The organism is Pseudomonas sp. SR18, from assembly GCF_023701505.1.
GTDB classification, from domain to species: Bacteria; Pseudomonadota; Gammaproteobacteria; order Pseudomonadales; family Pseudomonadaceae; genus Aquipseudomonas; species Aquipseudomonas cyclaminis.
Map to the genome: position 1 here is coordinate 35,815 of NZ_JAMQAU010000027.1, position 13,467 is coordinate 49,281.

Here is a 13,467-nt window from a genome sequence, read left to right on the forward strand (position 1 = left end):
CGATGGCGGTGTACCAGTCGACATAGCTGCAAACTGATACTCCGCTATCGGGGGCAAGCCCCCTCCCACACTGATTTTCAGTGAGGCTGACGTCAGACCAGGATCGAAGTGCCCGTCATCTCAACCGGCTTATCGAGCCCCATCAGCATCAACATGGTCGGCGCCACATCCGCCAGCACGCCGCCGTCACGCACTTTGAAATCGCGCTTGCCGACATAGATGAACGGCACCGGCTCGGTGGTGTGGGCCGTGTGTGCCTGGCCGGTGGATTCGTCGGACATCTGTTCACAGTTGCCGTGGTCGGCGGTGATCAGCGCTTCGCCGCCGACCTTTTCCAGGGCGTCGACGATGCGACCGACGCACAGGTCCAGGCATTCCACGGCCTTGGTCGCGGCTTCCAGGTTACCGCTGTGGCCGACCATGTCGCCGTTGGCGTAGTTGACCACTATTACGTCGTAGCGCTGGTGCTCAATGGCGTCGACGATCTTGTCGGTGACTTCCGGCGCGCTCATTTCCGGTTGCAGGTCGTAGGTGGCGACTTTTGGCGACGGGATCAGGATGCGCTCTTCGCCGGGGAACGGTTCTTCACGCCCGCCCGAGAAGAAGAAGGTCACGTGAGCGTATTTTTCGGTTTCGGCGATGCGCAGTTGGGTCTTGCCGTTTTTCGCCAGGTAATCACCCAGTACGTTGTCCAGGCTGCCCGGAGCAAACGCGGCGGGGGCCGGAATGCTGGCCGCGTATTGGGTCAGGCCGACGTAGTGCACTTTTGGCTGGCGGGCGCGTTCGAACTCGCTGAAGCCGTCTTCGACAAACACGCGGCTCAGCTCGCGGGCGCGGTCGGCGCGGAAGTTCATGAACACTACGGCGTCGCCGTCTTCAACTTTCACCGGCTCGCCGATGGTGGTGGCTTTGACGAATTCATCGCTCTCACCACGGGCGTAGGCGGCTTCCAGGCCTTCCTGGGCGGTGGCGGCGTTGAATTCGGCCTGGCCGTCGACGATCAGGTTGTACGCCTGGGACACGCGGTCCCAGCGGTTGTCGCGGTCCATGGCGAAGTAACGGCCGACGATGCTCGCGATACGGCCCTTGCCCAGGGCGGCGAAGGTGGTGTCCAGCAGTTCGATGGAGGTTTGCGCGCTTTTCGGCGGCGTGTCGCGACCGTCTAGGAAGGCGTGCAGATAGATCTTGTCGGCGCCGCGCTTGAAGGCCAGCTCGGCCATGGCCACCAGGTGGTCCTGATGGCTGTGTACGCCGCCGTCCGACAGCAGGCCCATGAAATGCACGGCCTTGCCGGCGGCCACTGCTTTATCTACCGCGGCGCAGATGGTCGGGTTCTCGAAGAACTCGCCGTCGCGGATCGCTTTGGTCACACGGGTGAAGTCCTGATATACCACTCGTCCGGCGCCGAGGTTCATGTGGCCGACTTCCGAGTTGCCCATCTGGCCGTCCGGCAGGCCAACGTCCATGCCCGAGCCGGAGATCAGGCCGTTGGGGACGCTGGCGGTCAGGCGGTCCAGTACAGGCTTCTCGGCCGCGTACACCGCGTTGTCGTGGTGGCTTTCACTGTGTCCAAAGCCATCGAGAATTATCAGGACCAAAGGTTTAGGCGTGGTAGTCATAGATCCTCTCGCGGCGGTAATAAAGGAAGGCAATTGAAAAGTGAGTGGCAGTTTAAAGCGAAGTTCCGACCACGTCACCGCTTTACGGGGGTTGGCCCCCCCTGACGGCTGTGTATACTTACCGCCATTTTAACGCCCTGGAACCTCCTTGATGGTTGATCACCTGATTGCATTTGCCACTGCCCACTATCTGCTCGTGGGCGCCTTCGTCATCCTGCTGGCGCTGCTGATCGCTCACGAATTGAGCCGTGGTGGCCGCAGCCTGAGCACATCGGAGCTGACCGCACTGGTCAACAAGGATGAGGCCATCGTGGTGGATATCCGCCCCGCCAAGGAATTCGCTGCCGGCCATATCGTCGGTGCCCTGAACATTCCACAGGACAAGCTGATTGCGCGCCTGGCCGAGCTGGAAAAGCACAAGGCCAAGACCATCATCCTGGTCGACGCCCAGGGCCAGCACGCCGGCACCCACGCCCGCGAAATGCTCAAGACCGGTTTCACCGCCGCCAAGCTGTCCGGTGGCATCAGCAGCTGGCGCGCCGATAACCTGCCGCTGGTGAAGTGATATGAGCCAGGTTGTCGTGTATTCCAGTGATTGGTGCCCTTACTGCATGCGGGCCAAGGCCTTGCTGGAGAAGAAGGGCGTTGCCTTCGAAGAGATCAAGGTCGACGGCAAGCCCCAGGTGCGCGCCGAAATGGCCCAGAAGGCGGGGCGCACGTCCGTGCCGCAGATCTGGATCGGCGCCAAGCACATCGGTGGTTGCGACGACCTGTTTGCCCTGGAGCGCGCCGGTAAACTCGATGCGCTGCTGCTCGTCTGACTCCTAAACCCTAAAAGACCCCAAGATCAAGAAGGATCTGCGATGACTGACCAACAGAACACCGAAGCAGCAGAAGCTCAAGGCCCACAGTTCTCGCTGCAGCGTATCTACGTGCGTGACCTGTCGTTCGAAGCGCCGAAAAGCCCGGCCATCTTCCGCCAGGAATGGACCCCAAGCGTTGCGCTGGACCTGAACACCCGTCAAAAAGCATTGGAAGGCGACTTCCACGAAGTCGTGCTGACCCTGTCGGTCACGGTCAAGAACGGCGAAGAAGTGGCCTTCATCGCTGAAGTGCAACAGGCCGGTATCTTCCTGATCCAGGGCCTGGACGAAGCGTCCATGAGCCACACCCTGGGTGCGTTCTGCCCGAACATCCTGTTCCCGTATGCCCGTGAGACCCTGGACAGCCTGGTCACCCGTGGCTCGTTCCCGGCGCTGATGCTGGCACCGGTGAACTTTGATGCCCTGTATGCTCAAGAGCTCCAGCGCATGCAACAGGAAGGCGCGCCGACGGTTCAGTAATCTCGAACCCGACGCATAACCCAATGTGGGAGGGGGTTTGCCCCCGATGACGGTGGATCAGTCACATAGATGTCGACTGACGCTCCGCCATCGGGGGCAAGCCCCCTCCCACATTTGTTATGTGTGTTACTTGAAGCCGAGCTGGCGCCAGCCTTCGTAAACAGCGACGGCCACGGTGTTGGACAGGTTCAGGCTGCGGCAGCCCTCGCGCATCGGCAGGCGCAGGCGATGGCCGTCGGGCAGGGCATCGAGTACCTCGGCGGGCAGGCCACGGCTTTCCGGGCCGAACAGGAAGGCATCGCCCTCGGCAAAGCTGGCATCATGGAATGGCCGCGAACCTTTGGTGGTGAACGCGAACAACCGTGGATGCCCCAGGCTTTCCAGGCAGCTTGCCAAGTCGGCGTGACGCTGGAGCGTAGCGTACTCGTGGTAGTCCAGCCCGGCACGACGCAGGCGCTTGTCGTCCATGTCGAAGCCCAGGGGCTCGATCAAATGCAGGTGGCAGCCACTGTTGGCGCACAGCCTGATAACGTTGCCGGTATTCGGCGGAATTTCTGGTTGAAAAAGGATGACGTGAAACATGCACGGCTCCGAAGGCAAAGATGCGCTGCATTCTACCCCTGAAGAAGACCCAAGACCGAAGCTATTGCCAAGAGTCATGGGCTCGCTGGCGATTGTCGGCCTGATGGTGGGCCTGATGATCGGCCGCCTGACCACGGCGGACCCGGTCGAACTGCTGCAGGTGGAAACGACCGCGGACGGCGTCGTGGTGTGGTTCAACAGCGAGCCCAAGCTGCACGGCGAGCATATCGATGGCACCGTGGCGTTGCTGTTTGACGCCCAAGGCAAGGCCGGTACCGGGCAACTCAAGGTCAACGACAAAGACGTGAACTGGCGCGTGCGCAAGACCGATGGCGGCCTGCTGCTGAACCTGGTGGCGGCTCGGCCATTGCGCGGAGAGTGGAAGGGGGAGGAGGTCGATGACCGCTGGCGGTTGGAGATCCATCTCCAGGAGCAATAAAAGAGGGAGTTCCCGGCCTGCCTGTACCAGGGCTCCCAAAACGGTTGAAGCCAAAGGCTTCGGTGTTAAAGAGGGGATTCTCGGCCTGCCTGTACCAAGGTCCCCGAAACTGGGTTGTACTGGGGTTATTGCAGGGCGCGTGCCAGACTCGTCAAGTTTTGCCAAATAATTTCACCACAAAGCGCAAAGCCCCGGAATACGGGGCTTTGGTGGTTTCGGCTGGCGAGGGTTTTTCAGCGATAGCGGTGTTTCAGGTATCTGGCCCGTGCCCAATGCCGGTTCATGGTGCATTGAAGCGGTGCACAGCCCCGAAACCAGATTACGAGTGTGGGAGGGGGCTCCCCTCCCACATTGGATAGTGGTGAGGTCCAGAATCAGGCGTCGTCGCCCTCATCATCATCCCCGCCATCAACCTTCATCCCCAACTCCTTGATCTTGCGTGTCAGGGTATTACGGCCCCAACCGAGCAACACAGCAGCGTCGCGGCGGCGGCCGGCAGTGTGCTTCAACGCAGTCTCAATCATGATCCGCTCAAACGCCGGCACGGCGCTGTCCAGCAGGTTCGACTGGCCGCGTGCCAACGCCTGGTCGGCCCATTGGCGCAGCGCTTGTTCCCAGTTGGTCACGGGGGCAGAGTCTTGCGGCAGGCTTAACAGCTCCGGTGGCAGGTCGCTGATATGCACTTCGCGCCCGGACGCCATCACGGTGATCCAGCGGCAGGTGTTCTCCAACTGGCGCACGTTGCCTGGCCACGGCAGGTTTTTCAGGTATTCCTCGGTTTCGCTTTTGAGCAGCTTCGGCTCGACGGCCAGCTCCTGGGCGGCGCGGCTGAGGAAGTGGCGGGCGAGGGTCGGGATGTCCTCGCGGCGGTCCGACATGCGTGGAATGTGGATGCGGATCACGTTGAGGCGGTGGAACAAGTCCTCACGGAACTTGCCCGCGTTTACCAGGGTTTCGAGGTTCTGGTGGGTCGCCGCGATGATGCGTACATCAACCTTGACCGGCGTGTGGCCGCCGACGCGGTAGAACTCGCCGTCCGCCAGTACGCGCAGCAGCCGGGTCTGGGTATCGGCCGGCATGTCGCCGATCTCATCGAGGAACAAGGTGCCGCCGTCGGCCTGTTCGAAGCGGCCGCGACGCAGGTTGGCCGCGCCGGTGAACGCGCCTTTTTCGTGGCCGAATAGCTCGGATTCCATCAAGTCCTTGGGAATCGCCGCCATGTTCAATGCGATAAACGGCGACGCCGCCCGTGGGCTGTGACGGTGCAGGGCATGGGCCACCAGCTCTTTACCGGTACCCGACTCGCCGTTGATCAGCACGGTGATGTTGGAGTGGCTCAAGCGCCCGATGGCGCGAAACACTTCCTGCATCGCCGGTGCTTCACCGATGATTTCCGGGGTGCGGGTCAGGGCCGGTGGGGCTTCCTGGTTCTGCTGTTCCTGGGCGTGCTGGTTGGCGCGCTTGACCAGCGCGACGGCCTCGTCCACGTCAAACGGCTTGGGCAGGTATTCAAACGCACCGCCCTGGTAGGACGCGACAGCGCTGTCCAGGTCCGAGTGCGCGGTCATGATGATTACCGGCAGGCGCGGGTGCTGCTCGCGAATCCGCGCCAGCAGGTCCAGGCCGCTGGCGCCGGGCATGCGGATGTCGGAGATGATCACGTCGGGCTGCTGGCGCGCCAGGCGGCTCATCACGCCATCGGCGCTATCGAAGCTCTGGGTGGTCATGCCTTCCTGTTGCAAGGCTTTCTCGAGGACCCAGCGGATGGAACGGTCGTCATCGACGATCCAGACGGTTTCACTACGGCTCATGTCGAAGGGGCTCCTTGTTCCAGTGGCAGAAAGATCGAGAACGTGGTGTGACCCGGATGGCTCTCACACTCGATCAAGCCCTGATGCTGGCTGATGATGTTCTGGGTAATGGCCAGGCCCAGCCCGGTACCGTCCGGGCGGCCGCTGACCATGGGAAAGAAAATGGTTTCCTGCAGTTCCACAGGAATGCCCGGGCCGTTGTCGATGATCTCGACCTTGGTCACCAGACGATGGCGCACGTGGCCGATGGTGAACTGGCGCAGGGCGCGGGTACGCAGGCTGATGCGGCCCAGGCGCAGTTCGTTCTGGCTGCTGATGGCCTGCATCGCGTTGCGCACGATATTGAGCACCGCCTGGATCATCTGCTCGCGGTCGATCAACACGTCAGGAATGCTTGGGTCGTAGTCGCGCACCAGGGTGATGCAGCCCTGGCTCTCGGCGTCGACCAGTTGGCAGACGCGCTCCAGCACCTCGTGCACGTTGGTCATCGCCAGGGACGGCAGCTTGTTGGAACCGAGCATGCGGTCCACCAGGTTACGCAGGCGGTCGGCTTCTTCGATGATGACGTTGGTGTAGTCCTTGAGGTGCTCCTCCGGCAGCTCGCGGGCCAGCAACTGCGCTGCGCCACGGATGCCGCCCAACGGGTTCTTGATCTCGTGGGCGAGGCCGCGCACCAGCATCTTGCTGGTTTCCTGCTTGGACAACTGTGCTTCCTCTTTGGTGATGCGCAGCAGGCGATCACGCGGATGCACTTCGAGCAGCAGCAAGGTGGTGCCGTTGCTCAGGATCGGGGTCACGGCGTAGTCGACAGTCAATGTCTGGCCGGTAAGGGCAGTGAGCATCGCTTCGCGCTTGGTGAACGGGTGTGCCTGCTCCACGGCCTGGCGCAACGAGCTCAAGGCTTCGGCCGACTCGGTGAACAGCTCGCTGATGAACTGCCCATGGCTGCGCTGGCCGCTGATGGCCAGGAGCATTTCCGCCGCCGGGTTCATGTACTCAAGACGCAAATCGTCATTGAGCAGGATGGTCGCGGTGGTCAGGTTGTCGAGTAGCAAACGGTGCAGTGCATCGCTGATGGTCATCAGGACCTCTTTTGGAGCAAGGCGCGGGCTTGAGGCACACGCTGATACAAGGAAAATGCAAAAACCAAACCAAGGCTCCGAAAAGAAGCGTTAAAGCCTTGAAATAGGGGTTTGAGGCGCGAAACTGTGGCGTTCTGCCAGCCTGCGCGGGAAGTTTCGAACCAAAATGGGCTGGACAGGTGGGAAGGGTGCAGCTCATCGCACCAATATAGTGCGATTTGCTGCAGTCTGTTCAGGTAGCCGAAAAAAGCTTTAGCCGGGGTAGATGCACAGCTCGGCCGTAGCGCGGATCATGGCCAGTTGGCGAAGCGGGTCATTCAGTGGTTCGTGTACGGCTGCCGCCAGCCATTGCGGGCATTGTGGGTCTTTGCGCTGGGGCGTGAAGTCCGCCAGTTGTTGCAGCAGGCGTTTTTGCAATTGGTCCAGCTGCGGTCGAATCTGCTTTACCAGGTCCGGGCGCGGATCGTCGGGTGCCTTGCCCTGGAACTGCCAGTCGGACAGGTGGGTGTATTGCACCAGCTTGTTCGCCTCGATCTGCGCCGAGAAAAACTGTTCGGCGGTGGCGGGGTCGAGTTTGTAGCTTGGGGCCTGGGCGACGACGCTGGCGATCACCTCTTGTTCACGTTTCTTATCTTCCACCGGTTTGTGGCTGTCCCATTTGCTCAGGGCCACTTGGTCGGCGATTTCCAGGCGCTCGGCGATGCTGTTGAGCAACGGCTCAAGCGTAGGCGGCGCGGCACTCGCACTTGCGCTGACAAATAACAGAGCGAATACAAATCGACGTTTCAATGGATATCTCCTTATGGGAGGGGGGCGCTGATGGTTAGCCGTATGCTCGACCGCCAAGCGGCCATCTGACAATCACCAGGCAAAAAAAGACCTCCCGAAGGAGGCCCTTTTCATCACGCTACGTCAAGCAGCGCTACCGGATCAGCAGCTGTAGTACAGCTCGTATTCCAGTGGGTGTACGAAGGTGCGAACCTTGATTTCTTCTTCGCTTTTCAGGCCGATGTAAGCGTCGATGAAGTCGTCGCTGAACACGCCGCCTTTGGTCAGGAACGCACGGCCCTTGTCCAGCTCTTCCAGGGCTTCTTTCAGGCTGCCGCACACTTGTGGGATCTCTTTGGCCTCTTCAGGCGGCAGGTCGTACAAGTTTTTGTCGGCGGCGTCGCCTGGGTGGATCTTGTTCTGGATACCGTCCAGGCCAGCCATTACCAGGGCAGCGAAGGCCAGGTACGGGTTGGCTGCTGGATCCGGGAAGCGGGCTTCGATACGACGAGCGCGAGGGCTGGACACGTAAGGAATACGGATCGAAGCGGAACGGTTGCGCGCCGAGTAGGCCAGCATTACCGGTGCTTCGAAACCTGGGACCAGACGCTTGTAGGAGTTGGTCGACGGGTTGGTGAAGCCGTTCAGGGCCTTACCGTGCTTGATGATACCGCCGATGAAGTACAGGGCAGTGTCGGACAGGCCGGCATAACCTTCGCCAGCGAAGGTGTTCTTGCCATCTTTGGCAATGGACAGGTGAACGTGCATACCCGAACCGTTATCGCCGTACAGCGGCTTAGGCATGAAGGTAGCGGTACGGCCGTAGGCAACGGCAGTGTTGTGTACGCAGTACTTCAGGGTCTGAACTTCGTCAGCCTTGGCTACCAGGGTGTTGAACTTCACACCGATTTCGTTCTGGCCGGCAGTCGCCACTTCGTGGTGATGCACTTCGATGACCAGGCCCATGTCTTCCATGGCGTTGCACATGGAGGTACGGATTTCGTGGTCGTGGTCGAACGGTGGAACCGGGAAGTAACCGCCTTTGATACCTGGACGGTGGCCATGGTTGCCGCCTTCCACGTCCTGGTCGGACATCCAGGAGCCTTGTTCGGAGTAGATCTTGAACATGGAACCGGAGATGTCGGACTTGAACTTCACTTGGTCAAAGATGAAGAACTCTGGCTCCGGGCCTACGAATACAGTGTCACCGATACCGGTCGACTTCAGGTATTCCTCGGCGCGCTTGGCGATCGCACGAGGGTCGCGGTCGTAGCCTTGCATGGTCGAAGGCTCGATCACGTCGCACACCAGGATCAGGGTGGCTTCTTCGGTGAACGGGTCGAGCACGGCAGTGCTGTCGTCCGGCATCAGGATCATGTCGGAGGCTTCGATGCCTTTCCAGCCAGCGATGGAGGAACCGTCGAACATTTTGCCTTCTTCGAAGAAAGCATCATCCAGCGCATCGCGAGCCGGCATGGTCACGTGGTGCTGTGTGCCTTTGGTGTCCGTGAAGCGCAGATCAATCCATTTAACGTCATGATCTTTGATGAGTTGAACCGACTTCGACATAGTGTCCTCCGGGTGGCTTCGGGCTGGGGTAGTGGAGTTAGCCCTTAGAATGTGGGTGATGCCGGCGCGGATAGTCCGCCATGGCAACCTGCCTCACAAGAGAGCAAATTGCATGCCAGTGCGCCAACATGGGTTTTCTGCTCCAAAAACGCCCCTATAAAGGTGCATTGCGACAAAAGCCCGAAATTGGCGCACCGCAATGTGGCGCACGCGCTCGCAAATGCACCGCTTTAGTGCGAGTTGAGTGCTGTGCATATTAACTGGTTAAACCTTGAGCGATTTCCGCTATAATCCGCGCCCCCCTTTTTCAGCAGGCCCGGCGCGCGCTGTTTCCATGAAATTAATCGTTAAAGTCTTCCCCGAGATCACCATTAAAAGCCGACCGGTACGGACGCGTTTCATCCGTCAGTTGGCCAAGAACATCCGTGCCGTGCTCCGCGATCTGGACCCGGCTGTGGTGGTGAACGGTGTGTGGGACAACCTCGAACTGGAAACCCGTGTCACCGACGCCAAAGCCTTGAAGGACATGACCGAGCGCCTGAGCTGCATGCCGGGCATCGCGCATTTCCTGCAGGTGGACGAGTACCCGCTGGGCGACTTCGACGACATCACCGAGAAGTGCAAGCAGCACTTCGGCAATGAGATCGAGGGCAAGATTTTTTCGGTGCGCTGCAAGCGCGCCGGCAAGCACCCATTCAGCTCCATGGATGTAGAGAAATACGTCGGCAGCAAGCTGCGTCGTGAGTGTGGCGCCGCTGGAATTTCCTTGAAAGCGCCAGAAATTGAAGTGCGCATGGAAATTCGCGACCAACGGTTGTTTGTGATCCACAGCCAGCACAACAGCATCGGCGGCTACCCGCTGGGCGCCTTGGAACAGACCCTGGTATTGATGTCCGGCGGTTTCGATTCCACGGTGGCGGCTTACCAGATCATGCGCCGCGGCCTGATGAGCCACTTCTGCTTCTTTAACCTGGGCGGGCGTGCACACGAATTGGGCGTGATGGAAGTCGCGCACTTTATCTGGAAGAAGTACGGCAGCTCCCAGCGCGTGCTATTTGTGAGCGTACCGTTCGAGGAAGTGCTGGGCGAAATTCTCGGTAAAGTCGATAACAGTCATATGGGCGTAGTATTGAAGCGTATGATGTTGCGCGCCGCGTCCCGGATCGCCGATCAGTTGCAGATCGACGCCCTGGTGACCGGCGAAGCGATTTCCCAGGTTTCCAGCCAGACGCTGCCGAACCTGTCGCTGATCGACTGCGTCACCGAGAAGCTGGTATTGCGCCCGCTGATCGCCAGCCACAAGCAGGACATCATCGATTTGGCAGAAGAAATCGGCACCGCCGACTTCGCCAAGCATATGCCTGAATACTGCGGGGTCATCTCGGTGAACCCCAAGACCCACGCCAAGCGCAACCGCGTGGAGTATGAAGAACAACAGTTTGATATGGCCGTTCTGGAGCGTGCGCTCCAGAACGCCAAGCTGGTCCCGATCGATCGAGTGATCGACGAATTGGGCCAGGATGTGCAGATCGAAGAAGTCAGTGAAGCCCTGGCCGGTCAGATCGTTGTCGACATCCGTCACCCGGATGCCGCTGAAGATGAGCCGCTGGAGATTCCTGGCATCGACGTACAAACGCTGCCGTTCTATGCATTGAACGCGCGTTTCAAGGAACTGGATGACAGCCGTCAGTACCTGCTGTATTGCGACAAAGGCGTGATGAGTCGCCTGCATGCCCACCATTTGCTCAGTGAGGGGCATGCCAATGTGCGCGTTTATCGACCGAGCTAAGAGCCCGGGGCTGTTTGCCTGTGGCCTGCGTCACCGGCCCCCCGACTCTGCCGTCAAGCTGTAACGGCAAGGCCTGACTCTACTGTTAATCGCTGCCACGACCTGTCAGCACACCGAATCCTCTGATCGAGATACACAAGTGATCGAAAATCTACGTAACATCGCCATCATTGCTCACGTTGACCATGGTAAAACCACCCTGGTAGACAAACTCCTGCGTCAATCCGGCACCCTGGAGCGCAACGAGCTCAACGACGAGCGCGTGATGGACTCCAACGACCAGGAAAAAGAGCGCGGTATTACCATCCTGGCAAAAAACACCGCTATCAACTGGAACGGCTACCACATCAACATCGTGGATACCCCGGGCCACGCCGACTTCGGCGGCGAAGTAGAACGCGTAATGTCGATGGTTGACTCCGTTCTGCTGCTGGTTGATGCCCAGGACGGCCCTATGCCGCAAACCCGTTTCGTGACCAAGAAGGCTTTCGAAGCCGGCCTGCGTCCGATCGTGTGCATCAACAAGGTTGACCGTCCAGGCGCGCGTCCGGACTGGGTTCTGGACCAGATCTTCGACCTGTTCGACAACCTGGGTGCTACCGAAGAACAGCTGGACTTCAAAGTCGTCTACGCCTCGGCCCTGAACGGCATTGCCGGTCTGGAACACACCGACATGGCTGAAGACATGACCCCGCTGTACCAGTCGATCGTCGACAACGTACCGGCTCCAAAAGTTGACCGTGATGGCCCGTTCCAGATGCAAATCTCGGCGCTGGACTACAACAGCTTCCTGGGTGTTATCGGCGTTGGCCGTATCGCTCGTGGTAGCGTCAAGCCGAACACCCCGGTTGTTGCTATCGGCGCCGACGGCAAGAAGCGTAACGGTCGTATCCTGAAGCTGATGGGTCACCACGGTCTGCACCGTGTAGACGTTGAAGAAGCTTTCGCTGGCGACATCGTCTGCGTGAGCGGTATGGACTCGCTGTTCATCTCCGACACCCTGTGCCAGCCGGACAACGTCGAGGCGATGAAGCCTCTGACCGTTGACGAGCCAACCGTTTCCATGACCTTCCAGGTAAACGACTCGCCTTTCTGCGGTAAAGAAGGCAAGTTCGTGACTTCCCGTAACATCAAGGAACGTCTGGACAAAGAGCTGCTGTACAACGTTGCACTGCGCGTTGAAGAAGGCGACTCGGCTGACAAGTTCAAGGTTTCCGGCCGTGGTGAGCTGCACCTCTCGGTACTGATCGAAACCATGCGTCGCGAAGGCTTCGAAATGGGCGTTGGTCGTCCAGAAGTGATCATCCGTCAGGTTGACGGCGTGAAGCAGGAACCGTTCGAAAACGTCACCATCGACACCCCGGAAGAATCCCAGGGCAAGGTGATGGAAGAGATGGGTCTGCGTAAAGGCGACCTGACCAACATGGTGCCGGATGGCAAAGGCCGTGTGCGTCTGGAATACAACATCCCTGCTCGTGGTCTGATCGGTTTCCGTAACCAGTTCCTGACCCTGACCAACGGTGCTGGCATCCTGACCTCGATCTTCGATCGCTACGACACCATGAAGTCCGGCGACATGTCCGGCCGTCAGAACGGTGTTCTGGTATCGGTAGAAACCGGCAAGGCACTGACCTACTCCCTGGAAACCCTCCAGGCGCGTGGCAAGCTGTTCGTTGAGCACGGTCAAGAGATCTACAACGGTCAGATCGTTGGTCTGAACAGCCGTGACAACGACATGGGCGTCAACCCAACCAAAGGCAAGAAGCTCGACAACATGCGTGCTTCGGGCAAAGACGAAACCATCGCTCTGGTTCCACCTGTTCGCTTCACCCTGGAACAGGCCCTGGAATTCATCCAGGACGACGAGCTGTGCGAAGTTACGCCTAAGTCGATCCGCCTGCGTAAGAAGATCCTGGACGAAGGCGAGCGTACCCGCGCTGCCAAGAAAGCCAAGAACTGAGTTAACTCAGGCTGAATGAAAAACGCCCCCGGTCGAAAGGCCGGGGGCGTTTTTTTATGTCTGCAGTTTCTGTGGTGGCTGTACTGGCCCCATCGGGGCATGGGTATCTACACAACTCTCAAAGGCTTATACATAACTCTGTGGTGAGCGGGCTTGTCCCGCGCTGGGCTGCGCAGCAGCCCCAAAACCAGGCAACTTGGTTTTTCTGAAAAAACGCGGTGGCTTTGATGGGGCTGCTTGGCAGCCCAGCGCGGGACAAGCCCGCTCACCACAACAGCCCATTTGCCATAGATTCAGCATCCACGGGAAGTTGTGTAGATACCTATGCCCATCGGGGGCAAGCCCCCCCTCCCACATTTTGATCTGTGAATACATTCAAAGGTGGGAGGGGGCTTGAACTGGTCAAGTAATCTTGGACACTGATTACGGTTCACGCCGCCAACCTTTCCTTCATGACCGGCGACCGGTAGTCGTTATAGCTGTGAGGCCTGCTGATGTTGTAGCG

12 protein-coding genes are annotated in these 13,467 nt (G+C 59.5%); 6 read left to right on the plus strand and 6 right to left on the minus strand.

What is annotated here, in order from left to right:
• Positions 1-92 precede the first annotated feature (92 nt).
• Complete coding sequence (gene gpmI, locus NDJ82_RS26765) at positions 93-1,619, minus strand: 2,3-bisphosphoglycerate-independent phosphoglycerate mutase (RefSeq protein WP_250926628.1); 1,527 nt, start codon at positions 1,617-1,619, stop codon at positions 93-95.
• A 151-nt stretch (positions 1,620-1,770) separates the two neighbouring features.
• Between gpmI and NDJ82_RS26770 the strand changes: the two genes are divergently transcribed.
• From NDJ82_RS26770 to secB, 3 genes are read left to right on the plus strand one after another with little or no spacing between them, the layout of a single operon-like run.
• Positions 1,771-2,184 (plus strand): rhodanese-like domain-containing protein, encoded by a 414-nt coding sequence (locus NDJ82_RS26770; RefSeq protein WP_032890134.1) that lies wholly within the window; start codon positions 1,771-1,773, stop codon positions 2,182-2,184.
• 1 nt (position 2,185) lies between these two features.
• Complete coding sequence (grxC, locus tag NDJ82_RS26775) at positions 2,186-2,440, plus strand: glutaredoxin 3 (RefSeq protein ID WP_010213876.1); 255 nt, start codon at positions 2,186-2,188, stop codon at positions 2,438-2,440.
• A gap of 42 nt (positions 2,441-2,482) precedes the next feature.
• Positions 2,483-2,962: a protein-export chaperone SecB gene (secB, locus tag NDJ82_RS26780; RefSeq protein ID WP_014716520.1), complete on the plus strand. Its 480-nt coding sequence runs from the start codon at positions 2,483-2,485 to the stop codon at positions 2,960-2,962.
• A gap of 126 nt (positions 2,963-3,088) precedes the next feature.
• Here secB and NDJ82_RS26785 read toward each other — a convergent pair whose 3' ends face one another.
• Positions 3,089-3,544 carry a tRNA (cytidine(34)-2'-O)-methyltransferase gene (locus NDJ82_RS26785; RefSeq protein ID WP_010563141.1) on the minus strand — a complete coding sequence of 152 codons (456 nt, stop codon included), beginning with the start codon at positions 3,542-3,544 and terminating at the stop codon, positions 3,089-3,091.
• Between NDJ82_RS26785 and NDJ82_RS26790 the strand changes: the two genes are divergently transcribed.
• The gene (locus NDJ82_RS26790; protein WP_158879028.1) at positions 3,543-3,983 is read left to right on the plus strand and encodes a hypothetical protein; all 441 of its coding nucleotides are present in this window, start codon (positions 3,543-3,545) and stop codon (positions 3,981-3,983) included. The two genes, NDJ82_RS26785 and NDJ82_RS26790, sit on opposite strands and share 2 nt — an antisense overlap.
• 374 nt (positions 3,984-4,357) lie before the next feature.
• On the opposite strand, the gene ntrC is transcribed toward NDJ82_RS26790, so the two are convergent.
• The 4 genes from ntrC to glnA form a co-directional block, all read right to left on the minus strand.
• Positions 4,358-5,794 carry a nitrogen regulation protein NR(I) gene (ntrC, locus tag NDJ82_RS26795; protein ID WP_191946989.1) on the minus strand — a complete coding sequence of 479 codons (1,437 nt, stop codon included), beginning with the start codon at positions 5,792-5,794 and terminating at the stop codon, positions 4,358-4,360.
• Complete coding sequence (gene glnL / locus NDJ82_RS26800) at positions 5,791-6,876, minus strand: nitrogen regulation protein NR(II) (protein ID WP_099583861.1); 1,086 nt, start codon at positions 6,874-6,876, stop codon at positions 5,791-5,793. Before glnL ends, ntrC begins: the two co-directional genes overlap by 4 nt.
• A 252-nt stretch (positions 6,877-7,128) precedes the next feature.
• Positions 7,129-7,665 (minus strand): chorismate mutase, encoded by a 537-nt coding sequence (locus NDJ82_RS26805; protein WP_099583860.1) that lies wholly within the window; start codon positions 7,663-7,665, stop codon positions 7,129-7,131.
• Positions 7,666-7,806: 141 nt separating this feature from the next.
• Complete coding sequence (gene glnA, locus NDJ82_RS26810) at positions 7,807-9,213, minus strand: type I glutamate--ammonia ligase (RefSeq protein WP_032890148.1); 1,407 nt, start codon at positions 9,211-9,213, stop codon at positions 7,807-7,809.
• A 334-nt stretch (positions 9,214-9,547) separates the two neighbouring features.
• On the opposite strand from glnA, the gene thiI reads away from it, so the two are divergent.
• Both thiI and typA read left to right on the plus strand, forming a co-directional pair.
• The gene (gene thiI, locus NDJ82_RS26815; protein WP_112193026.1) at positions 9,548-11,002 is read left to right on the plus strand and encodes a tRNA uracil 4-sulfurtransferase ThiI; all 1,455 of its coding nucleotides are present in this window, start codon (positions 9,548-9,550) and stop codon (positions 11,000-11,002) included.
• A 139-nt stretch (positions 11,003-11,141) separates the two neighbouring features.
• A complete protein-coding gene (gene typA / locus NDJ82_RS26820; protein WP_250926629.1) occupies positions 11,142-12,962 on the plus strand; it encodes a translational GTPase TypA in 1,821 nt (606 codons plus the stop codon).
• Positions 12,963-13,467: the final 505 nt, after the last annotated feature.